Raw genomic sequence first — 17,903 nt, forward strand, 5'->3', positions numbered from 1 at the left:
ATTTAACGAAGTTTAAAATATAGACAAAACAAATTACGTGCCAAGCAACCTAAAAAATAGTGTAAAAATCGAGTATTTTTTTAACTCAATGATTTTATAAATTAATTTTCTTTTTAATTAAATTATTTATAGTTGCTATCTATATTCCCTATTTGACTTTAATTTACCAGAAAGTCAAAAAAAAGCGCACATGAGCGATCTCAGTGCACTTTTTCATTTCTACATTAAAAATTGTTTCTCAAGAAAACAAATATTGATAAACAATATAGGCAGCCAGTTTTGCTGTTCTATTGTCTAAATCAAATTTTGGATTGCACTCGGCAATATCTAAAAGTTTGATTTTTCCAGTCTCTTGAATATGCTTAAAAATTGCTTCAAAAGTGGCTAAATCAATTCCTTTTACGGCTGGCGCACTGACCCCCGGTGCAACCGCAGCCGCGAAGACATCTAAATCAATCGTAACGTACAGGCAATCTACTTTTGCAATAAAAGCATCTACCGCTGCAAGCACGTTTGGTAGGTTAAAAATATTAACCTCATGATCTCTTAAATATGAACAATTTAAAGCATCGGCGGTATCAAACAAAACTTTAGTATTGGCATGGTTGGCAACCCCAATACATAAGTAATTAAATTGTTTTTGATGCTGTTCTGAAAGCCTTGCTGCTTGTAAAAAAGGTGTTCCAGAGGTGGCATGCTCTGCTTCACGCAAATCGAAATGGGCATCGAAATTAATAATGCCTATTTTTTTATCTGGCGCGTGGGCTTGTACATATTGGAACAGACCACTAAAGCTACCAAATGCAACTTCATGTCCACCGCCCAATACAATCGGCTTTAAACCATTTTGCAGGCTATTTGCGACTTGTTCTGCTAACTCGCTTTGTGCTTGCTCTAAATTCTCATATTCACAAGTCACTGTACCCAAATCAACCAGACTCACTGGGTGATGAATCGGTAAGTTAGCCAGTTGTGTGCGAATCGCATCTGGCGCATCGGCAGCACCAACTCGGCCTTTGTTACGTTTCACGCCTTCATCGGAGCTAAAACCAATCAGGGCAAATTCGGCATGTTGGGTGGTATTCACAATATGGTGAATACGTTGATGTGCTTCACCCTCGCCATCATGTCGGCCTTGCCATTTAAATGTGTGATTCATGTGACACCGTTTAAAAAATAACTTCTTGTCCATGCTGAACGACTCGCTTAGGCAAATCTCCGCCAAGCCAGTAAACAATTTCAGATGGATGTTCAATATCCCAAGCCACAAAGTCAGCGACTTTACCTTGCTCTAAACTGCCGTGCGTTTGCTCTAAACCAAGCGCTTGTGCCGCATGAATGGTGACACCTGCTAATGCTTGCTCAGGCGTTAAACGGAAGAGCGTACTGCCCATATTCAGCATTAAACGCACAGAAAGTGCCGGAGATGTCCCCGGATTTAAATCACTCGACAGCGCAATACGCACGCCATGCTTAATCAGGCTTTCAATCGGTGGGTATTGTGTTTCACGTAATAGGTAAAAGGCACCCGGCAATAACACAGCAACCGTACCCGACTCTGCCATAGCTTTGACATCATCTTCGGTCATGTACTCTAAATGGTCAGCCGACAAAGCATGATAACGTGCTGCCAAGCTTGAACCACCTAGCGATGAAAGCTGCTCAGCATGAAGCTTAACGGGTAGCCCCAATGATTGTGCTGTTTTAAAAACACGTTCGACCTGAGCGGGTGAAAATGCCAAATGCTCGCAGAATGCATCTACAGCATCGACTAAACCTTCAGCGTGCAATTTAGGCAGCATTTCTGTACAGATATGCTCGATATAAGCATCGCTTTGGTCTTTGTATTCTGGCGGTAAAGCATGAGCAGCCAAACAGGTGCTTTTGACTGTCATTGGTAAAGCTTCACCAATTTGACGGATCACACGCAGCATTTTGCGCTCATTTTCGTAGTTGAGCCCGTAGCCAGACTTAATTTCGATAGTCGTTACACCGTCTTGCTGCATGCAGCGAATACGCTTAAGGGCTGATTTAAGTAATTGTTCTTCGCTGGCTTCACGGGTTGCGCGTACTGTACTTGCAATACCGCCACCGCTTGCAGCAATTTCAGCATAACTTACGCCTTGTAAGCGCTTTTCAAACTCAACGCTACGGTTGCCACCAAATACACTATGCGTATGACAGTCGATGAAACCTGGGGTCACCCAAGCACCATTTAGGTCAACTGTTTCGGAATAAGTGTCGGTAGGAAGTTGTTGTTGTTTTCCAATCCAATGGATGAGATGCCCTTCGGTAACAATTGCAGCATCTTCGATATAAGAATATTGCCCATTTTGCATGGTGGCAATATGGCAGTTCTGCCAAAGTTTTTTCATTAGCCTATCCTCGAAACTGCCCAACAGTAAAACCATTGGGCAGTTGATTTGTTAGCTTTCCATTTCTATGTTTTGCTGGACAGGCTCACTTTCCTTTCCCAAGCTTTGCTCCGGCTTTACCCAAATGCGATACGCAATGGTTAACAGAACAAGCCATGCCGCACCTACATAAATTGCAGGACGCGAGTCTGGGAAGTAGCCCATCATCACTAAAATGAACACCATAAACCCGATTGCAAAAGCAGGTGCATATGGCCAGCCGAATACAGGGAAATCCAGTGCCTTAATTTCAGCAGTAGATAATTTACGGCGCATTGCCACTTGCGAAAGCAAGATCATGAGCCATACCCAAACAGTTGCAAACGTTGCAATTGATGCAATGATGACAAATACATTTTCAGGAATCAGGTAGTTCAGTACCACACCAATTAACAGCACGCCAGCCATAACCACAACAGTCATCCAAGGCACACCATTACGTGAAAGTTTCTTGAACACTTGCGGTGCTTGACCACGATTTGCCATACCGTACAACATACGGCCTGCACCAAATACATCACTGTTAATTGCTGAAATTGCAGCAGTTACCACCACAACGTTTAAAATATTTGCAGCAGATTTAATGCCTAAGTTTTCAAAAATTTGTACAAACGGGCTACCTTGGCTACCAATCTGGTTCCATGGGAAAATCGACATCAGTACAAAAATAGTGAGTACATAGAACAGTAAAATACGGACTGGAACAGCATTAATTGCTTTTGGTAAGGTGGTTTTCGGGTCTTGTGACTCACCTGCGGTTAAACCAATAATTTCGATACCGCCAAAGGCAAATACAACTACAGATAAACATGCCACTAAACCTGCAATACCATGCGGCATGAAACCATCATAAATCCATAGGTTTTGAAGCCCCGGTACAACATTGCTGTGATCAACATGGAAGCCATAAAACATAAGGCCTAAACCACCGATAATCATGGCAACAATGGCACTGACTTTGACAATTGAAAGCCAAAATTCGAGTTCACCAAAGACTTTTACATGAATAAGGTTAATTGCACCCAAGAACATAATGAGAGACAAAATCCAGATCCACCGCGGTACATCGGGATACCAGAACCCCATATAAATACCAAACGCAGTGACATCGGCAATTGCAACAATCACCATTTCAAACACGTAAGTCCACCCAGTCGTAAAACCTGCCAACGGACCAATGTACTGAGATGCATAGTGACTGAATGAGCCAGAGACAGGGTTATGGACAGCCATTTCACCCAGTGCGCGCATAACGATATAAATTGCAATCCCTGCAACGATATACGCAAGTAATACTGAAGGCCCTGCCATTTTGATGGCAGTTGCCGAACCATAGAAAAGCCCAGTTCCAATTGCTGAGCCCAATGCCAAGAAACGAATATGGCGGGTGTTCAAACCCCGCTGTAGTGTGGAGTTTTGTGACATTTTAATCTCCAATCCTTGAGGAAATTTAGTTGGATTCGGCCACTCCATGTGACCGTTTTATCAATCACACTTCAGATAAACTAGGGAGCAGTTTTGGAATGAGTAACTTGTTTAGGCAACCACTCGCAAGCAATTCGCTAGCTTGTTCGATATCCGGAGCAAAGAAACGATCTTCGCTGTAGTAAGGAACTTGATCGCGCAAGATTTTACGAGCTTGTTCAAGTTTAGGCGAGCTTTTTAAACCTTCACGGAAGTCTAAACCCTGACAAGCGCCTAACCATTCAACAGCTAAAATGCCACGAACGTTGTCAGCCATGTACCAAAGACGCTTACCGGCATTCGGAGCCATCGATACGTGGTCTTCCTGATTGGCAGAAGTTGGTAAACTATCAACACTTGCAGGATGTGCTAATGCCTTATTATCGCTCGCAAGTGCAGCAGCTGTCACTTGTGCAATCATAAAGCCTGAGTTAACACCGCCATTTGCAACCAAGAATGGTGGAAGTTGTGACATGTGGCGGTCCATCATCATCGAAATACGACGTTCAGACAGTGAGCCAATTTCAGCGATCGCCAATGCTAAATTATCTGCCGCCATTGCAACAGGTTCTGCATGGAAATTACCACCAGAAATCACGTCACCTTGTTCAGCAAAAACAAGCGGGTTATCCGATACAGCATTTGCTTCAATTTCTAATACTTCAGCAGCCTGACGGATTTGCGTCAAACATGCACCCATCACCTGTGGTTGGCAACGTAAAGAGTACGGGTCTTGAACTTTGCTACAGTCTTCATGTGAATGTGCAATTTCACTTGAGTCTGTTAAAAGGTCACGATAAGCCGCAGCTACATCAATTTGACCACGTTGGCCACGTACTTCGTGAATACGAGCATCGAATGGTGCACGTGAACCCAACATTGCTTCAACACTTAAGCCACCACAAACCGTTGCAGCAGCAAACAAGTCTTCAGCTTCAAACAAGCCACGTAATGCATAAGCAGTTGACACTTGTGTACCGTTTAAAAGTGCCAAACCTTCTTTAGCAGCTAAAGAAATTGGTTCTAAACCTGCAACTTTTAAAGCTTCAACTGCTGGTAACCATTCACCCTTATAACGTGCCTTACCTTCACCAAGTAACACTAAAGACATGTGTGCTAGTGGTGCCAAGTCACCTGAAGCGCCTACTGAACCTTTAAGTGGAATGTGTGGGTAAACTTGGGCATTAATTAAAGCCAACAAAGCATCAATTACTTTACGACGAATACCAGAGAAACCACGCGCCAAGCTATTTGCTTTCAATAGAATAATTAAACGAACCATTGCATCATCAAGTGCTTCACCTACACCTGCTGCATGCGAAAGAACCAATGAACGTTGTAACTTTTCTAAATCTTCAGGAGCGATTTTGGTTGACGCAAGTAAGCCAAAGCCCGTGTTAATACCGTAAGCTGTACGCCCTTCATTTACAATTTTCTCAACGCAAGCCACACTTGCATCAATTGCAGATGAAGCACTTTCATCCAATTTAACTTTGATCGGGTTAAGGTACGCTTGACGTAAATCGGCTAAGGTCAATTTTCCCGGTTGGATAAGTAATTCCATGTTGGCTTCCTAATTTTTTGCACTATATTCTGCTGAGACGGTGCTTTTCACAATTGCAAAAAGCACCGCTAGTTCTTCCATGTATTTTTATTGCGTGATCATTGGCAAGTGTAAGCCTTGCTCTTTCGCACAGTTAATCGCAATTTCATAACCTGCATCGGCATGACGCATAACACCTGTTGCAGGGTCATTGGTCAGTACGCGAGCAATACGTGCAGCAGCTTCATCTGTACCATCACACACAATCACAACGCCTGAGTGTTGAGAGAAGCCCATACCTACACCACCACCGTGATGTAAAGACACCCAAGTTGCGCCGCCTGCTGTATTTAACAACGCATTTAATAAAGGCCAGTCTGATACTGCGTCTGAGCCATCTTGCATTGCTTCAGTTTCACGGTTTGGACTTGCAACCGAACCTGAGTCTAAGTGGTCACGACCAATCACAACTGGTGCAGACAATTCACCGCTACGAACCATTTCGTTAAATGCCAAACCAAGTTTTGCACGTAAGCCTAGACCAACCCAACAAATACGTGCTGGTAAGCCTTGGAAGCTAATGCGTTCACGCGCCATGTCTAACCAGTGATGTAAATGTTCATCATCAGGAATTAACTCTTTAACTTTGGCATCTGTTTTATAAATATCTTCTGGGTCACCAGAAAGTGCTGCCCAACGGAATGGACCAATACCACGGCAGAACAATGGACGGATGTACGCAGGTACGAAGCCTGGGAAATCAAAAGCGTTTGCTACGCCTTCATCTTTCGCCATTTGACGGATGTTATTACCATAGTCAAATGTTGGGACACCCATTTTTTGGAAATCGAGCATCGCTTGTACGTGTTTTGCCATCGACTGTTTTGCAGCTTTTACCACAGCTTCCGGTTCAGTTTTCGCACGTTCACGGTATTCATCCCAAGTCCAACCTACTGGTAAGTAGCCATTGAGTGGATCGTGTGCACTTGTTTGGTCAGTCACCATGTCTGGACGTACACCACGGCGAACAAGCTCAGGTAAAATTTCAGCAGCGTTACCATGAAGCGCAATTGAAATTGCTTTACCTTCTTTTGTATAGCGGTCAATACGCGCTAAAGCGTCGTCTAAATCAGTCGCTTGTTCGTCTACATAACGGGTACGTAAACGGAAATCGATACTTGCTTGTTGGCATTCAATATTTAAAGAACACGCACCTGCAAGTGTTGCAGCTAGAGGCTGAGCGCCACCCATACCACCTAAACCAGCGGTAAGAACCCAACGACCTTTTAAATCACCGTTGTAGTGTTGGCGGCCTGCCTCAACGAAAGTTTCATAAGTACCTTGTACAATGCCTTGGCTACCAATGTAGATCCATGAACCTGCTGTCATTTGACCGTACATTGCAAGTGCTTTTGCGTCTAACTCGTTGAAGTGTTCCCAGTTTGCCCAGTGCGGTACAAGGTTTGAGTTTGCAATTAAAACGCGTGGTGCATCTTTATGAGTTTTAAATACACCTACTGGTTTGCCTGATTGAACCAATAAAGTTTCATCAGTTTCAAGATTTTTTAACGTATCTACAATTTTGTCGAAACATTCCCAGTTTCGTGCTGCACGACCAATACCGCCGTATACAACTAACTCTTTCGGGTTTTCTGCAACGTCCGGATCAAGGTTATTCATCAACATACGTAATGGGGCTTCAGTTAACCAACTCTTAGCCGTTAATTCAGTGCCGCGTGGTGCACGAATTTCTACATCACGAAATTTTGTTGTCGTTGTTGTCACAGTCGGACTCCTTCCTTTGAGCTTACATCAGCAGAACATCACTTGTCTCTGCATTTGTATAGTAATGTATTAACTTGTATATACATCCATATACTACACAAATATTTTTCGGCGTGAAGAGGGTGATCCATATTTTTTTAAAAAAATTGAATAAGCTTATGAATTAAATTAATTTATTTTTATATTAGGCATAAAAAAAGCACATATCTTTTAAATCGACATGTGCTTTTTAAGTCGTAAATGATGTCTTTTTATCGTTGAATTAACTCAATGACATAGCAGCTTTTGAGTTGTTTTTTGGGAAAACTGATTGATGTCACGCCAGCGTTTTTCCCAATTTTTAGCGTCTCGTGAGCAGCAAGCTGAACGGAATGATCATCCACATTTACTTGTGTTTCACCACCCTGATTAAAAATAAAAATCAGGTCTGCCGAGCTAATAAATGCCTGCTCCGCTGCATCATTCAACCACTGAAAACGAGCATGAAACTTTGCAGGGTCATAAATTAAATTTAAATCTCGAATTGCACCGTCGACCAGTTCACTTTGAACCTGACTCTCACCATGAAAAGCAAAAATATCGCCTTGGTTCAGCGTTTTGGCAGGAAGATCATCGACATGCAATACCATGCCCTGTCCATCGAGTACGCTAATAATGCGCTGCTTATTGGGAAATAGCGAAAATGGCCCAGAAGTGGTCACATCAGCCATCGAAATGCGCCACTCAAAGTCAGCCTCACCTTGGCTTCGCGCAATCTCTAAAGTAAAGCCCGCACCGTTTTTCCAAAGCATTTTTGTATATTGATCGGCCCTGATCAATTCAATCATGGGTTAAATTTCCCTTCGAGATAATAGCGGCTACCCGGATAAATCAAACGCGCACTTGAAATGAGTTGTTTGTTTGACCATGTACGGCGACGGATCAGTAAGCATGGTTCAGCTTTGGTAATCTTCAACCATTTACACTCTTGCGGTGATGCTAAAACTGCCTCAACAATATGTTCACCCTCTGACACAGGTGCTTTCGCCATGAGGTAAGCATTAGGCGTAATGGTTTTAAAATCTTGTTGTAGATAATCTGGAATAAGCGCTGCATCAACCAAACGATCTTCGACCTGAACAGGTACATCATTTTCATAATGCACAATAATCGAGTGAAATAATCTTTGCCCTTCGCGAGTCTGCATTAACACGCTTTGCTCTGCATTTGCATAAATTTGTTCTAAGACTAAAACTTCAGCGTGGTGCTTATGGTTTCGTGCAATAATCTCATCGGCAATATTATTAATTTGAAAAAGTGCAGTTCGGCCTTGCCCTTCAGCAACGAACGAACCAACGCCTTGAATTCGAACCAACAACCCTTCAGTCGTTAATTCACGAAGCGCACGGTTTACCGTCATACGGCTACAGCCAAGTTGATTGACCAACTCACTTTCCGAAGGAATTTTTTTATTTACAGCCCATGAACCTTCATAAATTTTTTGTGAAATCAGTTGTTTTACGCGTTGATATAAAGGAACTGGACTATCAGCTTCAATCGAAAGCTCAACATGTTCTTGTTTTGATGTTCTGGGCATAACAAATACTCAAAAAGGCGGCAGGCAAAACAGTATTTTATTTGACATGCTATGTATATACAACCACATACAACATGTTAATTGATGAATTAAATAGATTTTAAAAAGTTTAAAAAATAAACATAGCTCGACAAGAGCTAATTTAAAGTTTTATGTAGAGAAATTCAAATATATAAAGGCTTTATAAATATTTATTTAATAATTATTTCTGCTATGCCTTGGCTCAATTCAAAGAAGCAAAAATATGGTCTTTTCTGGTTTACGAAATGATGCTTAAAATTTTTATTTAAAATAACTGATCGATAGTATTCTTCTGCCACACAGTATATTAATAAAGCTGGAAGCACATCGAATGCGTAATTATAAAATAGATATTCTGCGTGGAATGTCTATCCTGTTGGTTCTTTTACATCATTTTAATATTCCTTATAAACTTAAAGATACATGTTTAGGTTTTGATTTTTTAGGTGAAGCATTTAGCACAGTCATCGCAAGAAACGGAAATTATGGCGTCACCATGTTTTTTGTGATTTCGGGTTTTTTAATCACCCATCACACGTTAAAACGAGACAAACAGTTTTCCGCAATTAACCTCAAGCATTTTTATATCCGACGGGCAGCACGTATTTTACCGTGTCTGATATTACTCATTTTAGGGGTCAGCATACTTGGTTCATTTGACTTAAAACCCTTTATGAACCAAGCCCCCAATGGCATTGAGGTTTCCTATCCCTTAACCATATTTGCAGCTTTAACCTTCTGGATGAATATCCTGATTATTAAATTTGGTTGGGTAAACTACGCTTTGGGCGTGTTATGGTCGCTCTCTGTAGAAGAAGTTTTTTACTTTGTTTTTCCATTATTGTGCCTGTTCACGCGTAGTAATAAGGTCTTTATTGCTGTACTTGTTGGAGTAATTTTATACGGGCCTTATTTTAGATCTCTGCATTTTGGGGAAGAAAGCGGCGCCTATTTATATCATTATTTTTCAAGTTTTGATGGCATAGCGATTGGCTGTTTAACGGCGATTTTTTCTCATACATATCGACCAAACTGGACTTATAAAAAACCTTTTTGTTGGTTGCTTATTTTGAGCATGACCGCGCTATATTTATATGCGCCAATTAAAGAAGTCAGCACATGGGGTATTAGCTTATTTGCTCTTGCCACAGGCTTACTCATTTTGTGTTTTCAGCATCCTTCCGAAACACAGGCGCATAACTCATTGACTAAAGTGATGGTCTGGTTAGGGCAAAGAAGTTATGAGACTTATTTGTTTCATCTGGTTGTGCTGGGTCTTATGAAAGTTGCTTTTGTTCCAGCTCAAACCGACGCTAGCATCAAAATTATGCTTTTAATTGGCTATCTGATTCTGACCTTTATTATCAGCGCAGCGATTGAAAAATATTATTCGACACCGCTTAACAGCTACATTCGAAAGATTTTCATTAAAGATAAATCATAAAAATAAGCCCCTTTAAAATAGGGGCTTTATTTTATTAAGCAATCAACATAGTTTCATCATCTTGCTTAAAAGGGTTCGACCAGTTCTGCCAAGCTTGTGGTCCTAAAGCCATTTCTTCATCACTTAACAGGCAACGGTCGAAGCGTTGTATTAAAGCTTGCTCATCCATTTGCATACCAATTAACACCAGTTCCTGACGCGCATCACCTGTGCGTGCATCCCAGTTTTTCTTAATTTCTTCAATACTGGCAAGGTCACTCGGCCAATCTTCTTCTGCAACGGCCGCCCACCAATAACCTGCTAGGCCATGTCGAGCCATTGCTCCCGCTTGTGACCATGAATAAGCCAATGTCGGTTCAGCAGCCAACCAGAAAAAGCCTTTAGAACGCACGACTCCCGGCCATTCAGCCTGTACCAAATCATAAAAACGCTCTGGATGGAAAGGTCGGCGCGCGCGGTAAACAAAGCTACTAATGCCATACTCTTCAGTCTCTGGCGTATGCTCCCCACGTAACTCTTTTAACCAGCCCGGTGCTTGTGCAGCTTCATCAAAGTCAAATAACTGTGTATTTAAAATTTTATCTAAAGCGATCTTTCCAAATTGAGCAATTTCAATTCGAGCACGCGGGTTTAGCGTTTTTAAAATCGCGATGAGTTGGTCTTGCTGAGCCTGATCAATCAGGTCAATTTTATTCAGCATAATCACATCACAAAATTCAATCTGATCAATAAGTAAGTCGACTACGGTTCTCTCATCTTGTTCACCCAAGGACTCACCACGCTGTTGCAGTGAGTCGACTGAACTGTAGTCTTTAAGAAAGTTAAAGGCATCGACTACTGTGACCATAGTATCGAGTCGAGCGAATTCATTTAAAGAATTTCCATCTTCATCTTCAAAGGTAAAGGTTTCTGCAACAGGTAGGGGCTCTGAAATACCTGTCGACTCAATCACCAATTGATCAAAGCGCCCTTCATCGGCTAAGCGTCTCACCTCAACCAATAAATCTTCTCGTAGCGTACAGCAGATACAGCCATTGCTCATTTCAACCAGTTTTTCATCAGTTCTAGAAAGCTCCGCCCCACCTTCGCGTACTAATGCCGCATCAATGTTTACCTCAGACATATCATTAACAATCACGGCAATACGGCGGCCTTCACGATTATTTAAAATATGGTTGAGTAATGTGGTCTTTCCTGCACCCAAAAAGCCCGATAAAACAGTGACGGGAAGCTTGGCAAATGAGTTGGCGATTGCAGTGTGCATGGCTTGATCTCTTTGAATATTATTTAAACTGATCATGGCTGGCCATTTAAATAGGGCCAGATCACAGGCGTAATCTATTTCTAAACCACAATAATGTTATGTTATAACATAACTATTGATCAAGTTTTTATTCCAGTTTTATTTAAGCCAATACACTTAGTCTTTGAAAAAATTGCTTTTATAGTCACTGACAAATTGAGGTTCTATAGTGATGGTCAGGTCCCCATGAACGGAACCCTTGGCTATCAATATGGATTTGTCCCGAAGCATACACACCAAGACCCATATTAAGAGCTTGCCCTTTGGTTTCCCAGAACTGACAAAGCTTGGTTTTGGTTTGTTGAATATTAAACTGGTCTAAGTCGCTAGGCTGTTCTGGCCCAATTCGAAAATCAAGCGCTGCATTAAAGACATGTCGAGAAGCATCAGCCCCACCCGCACAGCGGTTTAAAGATAAAGCTCGATAAGCCGATGTCACTTCAAAATCGTTAATTACACCATCGTCAACTAATGCTTTTAAAATGCTAAGCGTCGGAACAATATTGGGCCAAACCTCTCTCGGCGGCACCGCATAAGGCTCAACTCCACATTTTTGCCAGTCTCGAGCTGAACGTAATAACTCATAATCTGGCACTACATTGGCAAGTCCTTTCTGCTTAAGAAATTGCTTATAAGCTTGTACAGACTGCGCGTGATCTGCGGTTGCGATCCAAACAATATAATCTTCGGGTTGTTGTTTTATTCTTACCACTGTTTTAGATGGCTGAGGCAAAGAGTGAGGATGCTTAGAAACCGTTGGCTTGGGTGTTTGAGTCGTACACGCGGTAAGAGAAAGTAAGATTAAACCTAAATAGGAATATTTCATAAATATGTTGTTCCTCCCTGAACATCGGGAAGCCTTAGTTATTCATTTAAGAGATGTTATAATATAACAATTATAAAGTCCTTTAATTTCTGTTGTAAATTTTAAAAATAAAAAAGGACGCATTAATACGTCCTTTTTAATTTCTAACTCAGACCTGATTACATATCTGCTTCTAAAGCATGTACAGGCTGCTCAGCTTTTAACTTACGGCGTTTAAATTGATAAGCCACCATTAAGCACAAAATCCAACCCGGAATCATCATCACCGCCACACGCATATCTGGTGTTAGCGACATGACAACTAAAATTCCAAGCATGAACACGATGCAAAGATAGTTGCTAAATGGATACATGAAACTTGGGAATTTAGTGGTTTGACCTTGGCGGATCATGAATTTACGGAATTTTAAATGTGTCCATGAAATGACTACCCAGTTAATCACAATCGCTGCAACTACAAGCATCATGAGCAAACCAAACGCTTTTTCAGGAAAAATGTAATTTAACAACACACATAAAATAGTGACTGCCGCAGAAAGGATCACTGCATTGGTTGGGATACCGCGTTTATTAATACGTGCAAATACTTTTGGTGCATTTCCTTGCTGAGCAAGGCCTAACAACATACGGCTACTGCAATAGCTTGTACCGTTATAAACTGAAACCGCAGCAGTCAAAATCACGAAGTTGAGTAAAGTCGCAACGCCTTGACTGTCTAAAGAAGCAAACACCATTACAAAAGGACTGCCGCCTTGTGCCATTTGATTCCAAGGGAATAATGAGAATAAAACAAGAAGCGTTGCAATATAGAAAATCAAAATACGATAGATAATCTGATTTACCGCTTTAGGTAAGGTTTTGTCTGGGTCACGTGCTTCAGCCGCAGTAATACCGAAAAGCTCGATACCGCCAAAAGCAAAAATAATGACTGCCATTGCCATCACCAAGCCTTCAACACCAAACGGGAAGAAACCGCCTAATGCCCAAAGGTTACTGATACTTGCTTGTGGCCCTGCTGTACCGGTTGCAAGTAAATACGAACCGAAAGCAATCATGGCTAAAATTGCTAAGATTTTAACAATGGAAAACCAAAATTCCATTTCGCCAAAAAACTTAACGTGCAATAAATTAATACCATTAATGAGAATAAAGAACGTTAGCGCGGATGCCCACGTTGGGATTTGCGGCCACCAATATTGAATATACAGACCAATTGCACTTAACTCTGCCATACATACCAGTACGTTAAGTACCCAGTAGTTCCATCCTGACATGAAGCCTGCAAATGGTCCCCAATATTTGTAAGCAAAATGACTAAAAGAACCACTTACTGGCTCTTCGACTACCATTTCACCGAGCTGGCGCATCATTAAAAAAGCAATAAATCCTGCAATCGCATAACCCAAGATTACCGACGGACCTGCCAATTTAATCGATTGTGATATACCAAGAAACAGCCCTGTACCAATCGCTCCACCCAATGCAATCAGCTGGATGTGACGATTACTCAAACCGTGTTTCAGGTTTCCTTGCTCTTGTGTTGACATATGATTATTCTCATCCTTGTCACGTAATTTTTTTCCAATAAATTACGTATATCATAAATTGATCAGATTTTCATAGAGATTGATGAAAAAATAATTGCGTTACTTTTCTCATAACCGCGCATGAAAACAGAAAATGCAAGAAATAACAATTATTATGCAATGTGTAATTAAATTATGTATTGCGTAATTTTATGAATTCAGTATTATAAGAACCATGAAGCAATTGGTTGTGCTCGGTCTATATCAAACTCATAAGTAAAAAAATGATCTAACCAAGGTTAAAACTTATTGAGTAGCTCAGTCCCTAGACCGAACTTTTATTTGTATAAGACACGAGATGAAGACAAGGAAGCGAAAATGGAACAAAAACTAAACTCTTTTATTGAAGTTTCACCTCAATCTGATTTCACTATTCATAATTTGCCTTATGGTATTTTTAGTAGAACAACCGAAGGCGAGCGTCAGGTCGGTGTAGCTATTGGTGATTGGGTCATTGATCTCGCTGCTCTTGAAAAGCACGGTCTTTTAAAACTTTCAGATCAAGACACATACTTTAACCAGCCTACACTGAATAAATTTATTGAATCAGGCAAAGCCAACTGGTCTAAAGTTCGTAAAACATTACAGTCTCTTCTTTCAGTTGAAAATTTAACACTTCAAGAAAACCAAGCATTACGTCAGGAAGTTCTAGTTAAGCAAGACAGCGTAACTTTACATTTACCTGTTCGCGTACCTGGCTATACCGATTTTTATTCTTCTAAAGAACACGCGACCAATGTCGGCTGTATGTTCCGTGACCCTAAAAATGCCTTGCTTCCAAACTGGACCGAATTACCTGTAGGTTATAACGGTCGTGCTAGCTCTGTTGTAGTGAGCGGAACTCAAGTGGTACGCCCATCAGGTCAAATCAAACTTCCAAATGAAGAACGTCCAGTTTTTTCTGCAACGCGTAAACTCGATTTCGAACTTGAAACAGCATTTATTGTAGGAAAACCAACTCAGTTGGGGCAGCCTATCTCGATTGAAAATGCTTGGGACCATATTTTCGGAATGGTTCTGCTAAACGACTGGTCAGCACGTGATATCCAGCAATGGGAATACGTTCCTCTAGGTCCATTCAACTCAAAATCATTTGCTAGCGCTATTTCACCTTGGGTGGTAACGCTTGAAGCACTTGAACCATTTAAAGTTGAAGGCCCGAAACAAGAACCAAAACCACTCGCTTATTTACAAGAAAATATCGCCAACAGTTACGACATTAATTTGAGTGTTGAGATTCAAACACCAAAATCAGCACAAACTGATGTGATCTGTAAAACCAACTTCAAATATATGTATTGGTCTATGGCTCAGCAGCTGACTCACCACACCATTGGAGGCTGTAACGTTCAGGTTGGCGACTTGATGGGTTCAGGTACTATTTCTGGCTCCACACCGGACTCTTATGGCAGCTTGCTTGAGCTCACTTGGAACACCACTAAACCATTAACACTTGCCAATGGTGAAACTCGTGGTTTCTTACAAGACGGCGATACGCTCATTATGAAAGGTCACTGTGAGAAAAATGGTATCCGTATTGGCTTTGGTGAAGTTCGAAACACTGTACTTCCTGCATTAGATTTTGATTTTGCAGAAACTTCGGAGCCTGACTATGAAGCTGTATAGTTACTTTCGTAGCTCTGCAGCTTACAGAGTACGGATTGGACTCAACCTTAAAAGTCTCGCTTATGAAACTGCACCAGTTCATTTGGTTAAAAATGAGCAGCAAAGTGAAGACTATTTAAAGTTAAATCGCAGTGCCTTAGTGCCAACTTTAGTGGACGGCGATTTAACCTTGTCACAGTCATTAAGTATTTTGGAATATCTAGATGAACAATATCCAGAAACCAAACTACTTCCAAATGATGTGAAAGAGAGAGCCAAAATCCGTGCTTTTGCACAAGCAATCGCTTGTGATATTCACCCCTTAAACAACTTACGCGTTCTGAAATATTTAAAAAATGACTTAAATGTCTCGGACGAACAAAAAAATTATTGGTATCAGCACTGGATTATTGAAGGCTTTCAAAGTCTCGAACAGCAACTTCAAGATTCAAACGGGCAATTTTGCTTTGGACAACAAGCAACGATTGCCGATTGCTGCCTGATTCCACAAGTCTACAACGCGAAACGCTTCAAGATAGATTTATCTGCGTTTCCAAAAATTGAATCAATTTATCAACATTGTTTGTCTATCCCAGCCTTCTATAACGCGGCACCAGAACAACAACCAGATTGGGAATAGTAAAAGGAGTTTCAACATGACATTTGCCATTAAAAAAATACATCACGTTGCATATCGTTGTAAGGATGCGAAAGAGACTGTTGAGTGGTATAAAAAAATGCTCAACATGGACTTTATCTTAGCTTTTGCTGAAGACCATGTTCCATCAACGAAAGCCTTTGATCCTTATATGCATTTATTCCTAGATGCTGGTCAAGGCAACGTTTTGGCATTTTTTGAATTACCAACTCAACCAGAAATGGGTCGAGACGAAAATACGCCTCAATGGGTTCAACATATTGCTTTTGAAGTTGAAGATTTAAATGCCCTAATGGCTGCGAAACAACATTTAGAAGAAAATGACGTGAAAGTGTTGGGCGTGACGAACCATGGAATTTTCCACTCAATTTATTTCTTCGACCCAAATGGCCATCGTTTAGAACTGACTTATAACGATGTTCATGCTGAAGAAAAAATTGCAAAAATTACTGAAGAAATGAAAGCTGAAATGTTAGATGAATGGAGCAAAACCAAACGCGCTCCACACCACACTCACTTCTTACATGAAGAAGAGTTAGGAACCTAATTTTAAAACAGCAAACTAAAAAATCGGCATTGATTAGAATTGTTTGAATAAACGTTTCTATATCAATGCCGATTTATATTATTTAAAAACGCTAAATTTCTAGAAAATTGCGCTATAAATGAGAGCATAGTGATTTTAGAAAATTGTTTATTATTAAACATGCCAATTTCGCTAATAGAAAAAGGTGATTTCTATTTCTCGCGAGGCTCAGGCATGATGTAAATCGCAGCAATTTCAATTTATGTTTTGATCGTCACTGTTTAACAGCTGAAGTAAATTTATTAAGGGTATTTAAATGATTGAAGAAAAAGTATCTGGGGGGGTTCAATCACTTGAAGTCGGTTTATCTGTACTAAACGCCCTTTTGGAACACAATCAACCTATTATTCTCAAAGATCTATCTAGCAAGCTAGAAATGCATCCGGCTAAAGTACACCGCTATCTGGTTAGCCTTATTCGTATGGAATATGCAAAACAGCTTGATGATGGTCAATATGCCCTAGGCGATCAGGCATGGCGCTTAGGTCTAAACTGTGTTCAACATAGCGACACACTACAGCTCGTACAGCATTTAATTTACGACCTACAAAACAAAATTGGTTGCGGCATACAAATTAGTAAATGGTCCCCGAAAGGCCCTGTCGTGGTTCAGTCAATTGAGTCTAACCACCCTATTTCGATTGTCACTAAAGTCGGCTCGATTATGCCTTTAGTTAATTCTGCTGCAGGACGTTTATTTGCTTCTTATCTTCCAGAGCATTTTGTTCGCCCCTTAATGGAAGCCGAATGGCAAAAGCATCAGGAACTGGGACTAAACATTGCCCCACGCAACTGGCAAGAATTTTTAGAACTTAAAGAGACGATCCGCCAGCAACAAATGTCAGCAGCGAAAGGTGATTTACTCACAGGTATTAACGCAGTAGGTCTACCAGTATTTAACTCAAACCAGAGCATTGAGTTTTGTATTGTGGCACTGGATAGCGAAATGTTTTTACCCGTCGACCCACAAAGTAAAATTATTGAAACGCTTAAAAATGAGATTAATTTAATTAATCAATATATTAAAAGCCGCTAATCATTAGCCATAAAAAAACCAAGAGCATTGCTCTTGGTTTTTTAGATTAGAGACAA

15 protein-coding genes are annotated in these 17,903 nt (G+C 40.8%); 5 read left to right on the top strand and 10 right to left on the bottom strand.

What is annotated here, in order from left to right:
* Window positions 1–238 precede the first annotated feature (238 nt).
* The 7 genes from hutG to hutC all read right to left on the bottom strand — a co-directional run bounded on the left by hutG (window position 239) and on the right by hutC (window position 8,782).
* Window positions 239–1,159: a formimidoylglutamase gene (gene hutG, locus RMA95_RS08105; protein ID WP_311070094.1), complete on the bottom strand. Its 921-nt coding sequence runs from the start codon at window positions 1,157–1,159 to the stop codon at window positions 239–241.
* Window positions 1,160–1,169: 10 nt separating this feature from the next.
* Entirely contained in the window at window positions 1,170–2,375 is a 1,206-nt protein-coding gene (hutI, locus tag RMA95_RS08110; protein WP_191000949.1) for an imidazolonepropionase, read from the bottom strand.
* A gap of 51 nt (window positions 2,376–2,426) precedes the next feature.
* A complete protein-coding gene (locus RMA95_RS08115) occupies window positions 2,427–3,839 on the bottom strand; it encodes an amino acid permease (RefSeq protein WP_151749423.1) in 1,413 nt (470 codons plus the stop codon).
* A gap of 64 nt (window positions 3,840–3,903) precedes the next feature.
* Complete coding sequence (gene hutH / locus RMA95_RS08120) at window positions 3,904–5,442, bottom strand: histidine ammonia-lyase (RefSeq protein ID WP_311070095.1); 1,539 nt, start codon at window positions 5,440–5,442, stop codon at window positions 3,904–3,906.
* Between the two features lie 87 nt (window positions 5,443–5,529).
* Window positions 5,530–7,206, bottom strand: a complete 1,677-nt coding sequence (gene hutU / locus RMA95_RS08125) for a urocanate hydratase (protein ID WP_002054061.1) — start codon at window positions 7,204–7,206, stop codon at window positions 5,530–5,532.
* 251 nt (window positions 7,207–7,457) lie between these two features.
* Complete coding sequence (locus tag RMA95_RS08130; RefSeq protein ID WP_311070096.1) at window positions 7,458–8,033, bottom strand: HutD family protein; 576 nt, start codon at window positions 8,031–8,033, stop codon at window positions 7,458–7,460.
* Window positions 8,030–8,782 (bottom strand): histidine utilization repressor, encoded by a 753-nt coding sequence (hutC, locus tag RMA95_RS08135; protein ID WP_311070097.1) that lies wholly within the window; start codon window positions 8,780–8,782, stop codon window positions 8,030–8,032. Before hutC ends, RMA95_RS08130 begins: the two co-directional genes overlap by 4 nt.
* Window positions 8,783–9,134: 352 nt before the next feature.
* Between hutC and RMA95_RS08140 the strand changes: the two genes are divergently transcribed.
* Window positions 9,135–10,247, top strand: coding sequence for an acyltransferase (locus tag RMA95_RS08140; RefSeq protein WP_311070098.1), 1,113 nt, complete (start codon window positions 9,135–9,137; stop codon window positions 10,245–10,247).
* A 34-nt stretch (window positions 10,248–10,281) separates the two neighbouring features.
* On the opposite strand, the gene zigA is transcribed toward RMA95_RS08140, so the two are convergent.
* The 3 genes from zigA to RMA95_RS08155 all read right to left on the bottom strand — a co-directional run bounded on the left by zigA (window position 10,282) and on the right by RMA95_RS08155 (window position 13,923).
* The gene (gene zigA / locus RMA95_RS08145) at window positions 10,282–11,547 is read right to left on the bottom strand and encodes a zinc metallochaperone GTPase ZigA (protein ID WP_311070099.1); all 1,266 of its coding nucleotides are present in this window, start codon (window positions 11,545–11,547) and stop codon (window positions 10,282–10,284) included.
* A 148-nt stretch (window positions 11,548–11,695) separates the two neighbouring features.
* The gene (locus RMA95_RS08150; RefSeq protein WP_311070100.1) at window positions 11,696–12,376 is read right to left on the bottom strand and encodes a D-Ala-D-Ala carboxypeptidase family metallohydrolase; all 681 of its coding nucleotides are present in this window, start codon (window positions 12,374–12,376) and stop codon (window positions 11,696–11,698) included.
* Between the two features lie 158 nt (window positions 12,377–12,534).
* A complete protein-coding gene (locus RMA95_RS08155; protein ID WP_311070101.1) occupies window positions 12,535–13,923 on the bottom strand; it encodes an amino acid permease in 1,389 nt (462 codons plus the stop codon).
* A 357-nt stretch (window positions 13,924–14,280) separates the two neighbouring features.
* Between RMA95_RS08155 and fahA the strand changes: the two genes are divergently transcribed.
* The 4 genes from fahA (at window position 14,281) to RMA95_RS08175 (ending at window position 17,847) form a co-directional block, all read left to right on the top strand.
* Window positions 14,281–15,588: a fumarylacetoacetase gene (fahA, locus tag RMA95_RS08160; protein ID WP_311070102.1), complete on the top strand. Its 1,308-nt coding sequence runs from the start codon at window positions 14,281–14,283 to the stop codon at window positions 15,586–15,588.
* Entirely contained in the window at window positions 15,575–16,207 is a 633-nt protein-coding gene (maiA, locus tag RMA95_RS08165; RefSeq protein ID WP_039254011.1) for a maleylacetoacetate isomerase, read from the top strand. Before fahA ends, maiA begins: the two co-directional genes overlap by 14 nt.
* A gap of 16 nt (window positions 16,208–16,223) precedes the next feature.
* Window positions 16,224–16,772, top strand: a complete 549-nt coding sequence (locus tag RMA95_RS08170) for a VOC family protein (RefSeq protein ID WP_311070103.1) — start codon at window positions 16,224–16,226, stop codon at window positions 16,770–16,772.
* Between the two features lie 295 nt (window positions 16,773–17,067).
* Entirely contained in the window at window positions 17,068–17,847 is a 780-nt protein-coding gene (locus RMA95_RS08175; RefSeq protein WP_311070104.1) for a helix-turn-helix domain-containing protein, read from the top strand.
* The last annotated feature ends 56 nt before the right edge of the window (window positions 17,848–17,903 follow it).

This window comes from Acinetobacter sp. V110_1, from assembly GCF_031798975.1.
Lineage (GTDB): Bacteria > Pseudomonadota > Gammaproteobacteria > Pseudomonadales > Moraxellaceae > Acinetobacter > Acinetobacter nosocomialis_A.

What these genes read in the sequence shown, in the direction of transcription:
- hutG (WP_311070094.1), bottom strand. Translation starts at nt 1,159, where the DNA reads ATGAATCACACATTTAAATGGCAAGGCCGACATGATGGCGAGGGTGAA.
- hutI (WP_191000949.1), bottom strand. Translation starts at nt 2,375, where the DNA reads ATGAAAAAACTTTGGCAGAACTGCCATATTGCCACCATGCAAAATGGG.
- RMA95_RS08115 (WP_151749423.1), bottom strand. Translation starts at nt 3,839, where the DNA reads ATGTCACAAAACTCCACACTACAGCGGGGTTTGAACACCCGCCATATT.
- hutH (WP_311070095.1), bottom strand. Translation starts at nt 5,442, where the DNA reads ATGGAATTACTTATCCAACCGGGAAAATTGACCTTAGCCGATTTACGT.
- RMA95_RS08130 (WP_311070096.1), bottom strand. Translation starts at nt 8,033, where the DNA reads ATGATTGAATTGATCAGGGCCGATCAATATACAAAAATGCTTTGGAAA.
- hutC (WP_311070097.1), bottom strand. Translation starts at nt 8,782, where the DNA reads ATGCCCAGAACATCAAAACAAGAACATGTTGAGCTTTCGATTGAAGCT.
- RMA95_RS08140 (WP_311070098.1), top strand. Translation starts at nt 9,135, where the DNA reads ATGCGTAATTATAAAATAGATATTCTGCGTGGAATGTCTATCCTGTTG.
- zigA (WP_311070099.1), bottom strand. Translation starts at nt 11,547, where the DNA reads ATGATCAGTTTAAATAATATTCAAAGAGATCAAGCCATGCACACTGCA.
- RMA95_RS08150 (WP_311070100.1), bottom strand. Translation starts at nt 12,376, where the DNA reads ATGAAATATTCCTATTTAGGTTTAATCTTACTTTCTCTTACCGCGTGT.
- RMA95_RS08155 (WP_311070101.1), bottom strand. Translation starts at nt 13,923, where the DNA reads ATGTCAACACAAGAGCAAGGAAACCTGAAACACGGTTTGAGTAATCGT.
- fahA (WP_311070102.1), top strand. Translation starts at nt 14,281, where the DNA reads ATGGAACAAAAACTAAACTCTTTTATTGAAGTTTCACCTCAATCTGAT.
- maiA (WP_039254011.1), top strand. Translation starts at nt 15,575, where the DNA reads ATGAAGCTGTATAGTTACTTTCGTAGCTCTGCAGCTTACAGAGTACGG.
- RMA95_RS08170 (WP_311070103.1), top strand. Translation starts at nt 16,224, where the DNA reads ATGACATTTGCCATTAAAAAAATACATCACGTTGCATATCGTTGTAAG.
- RMA95_RS08175 (WP_311070104.1), top strand. Translation starts at nt 17,068, where the DNA reads ATGATTGAAGAAAAAGTATCTGGGGGGGTTCAATCACTTGAAGTCGGT.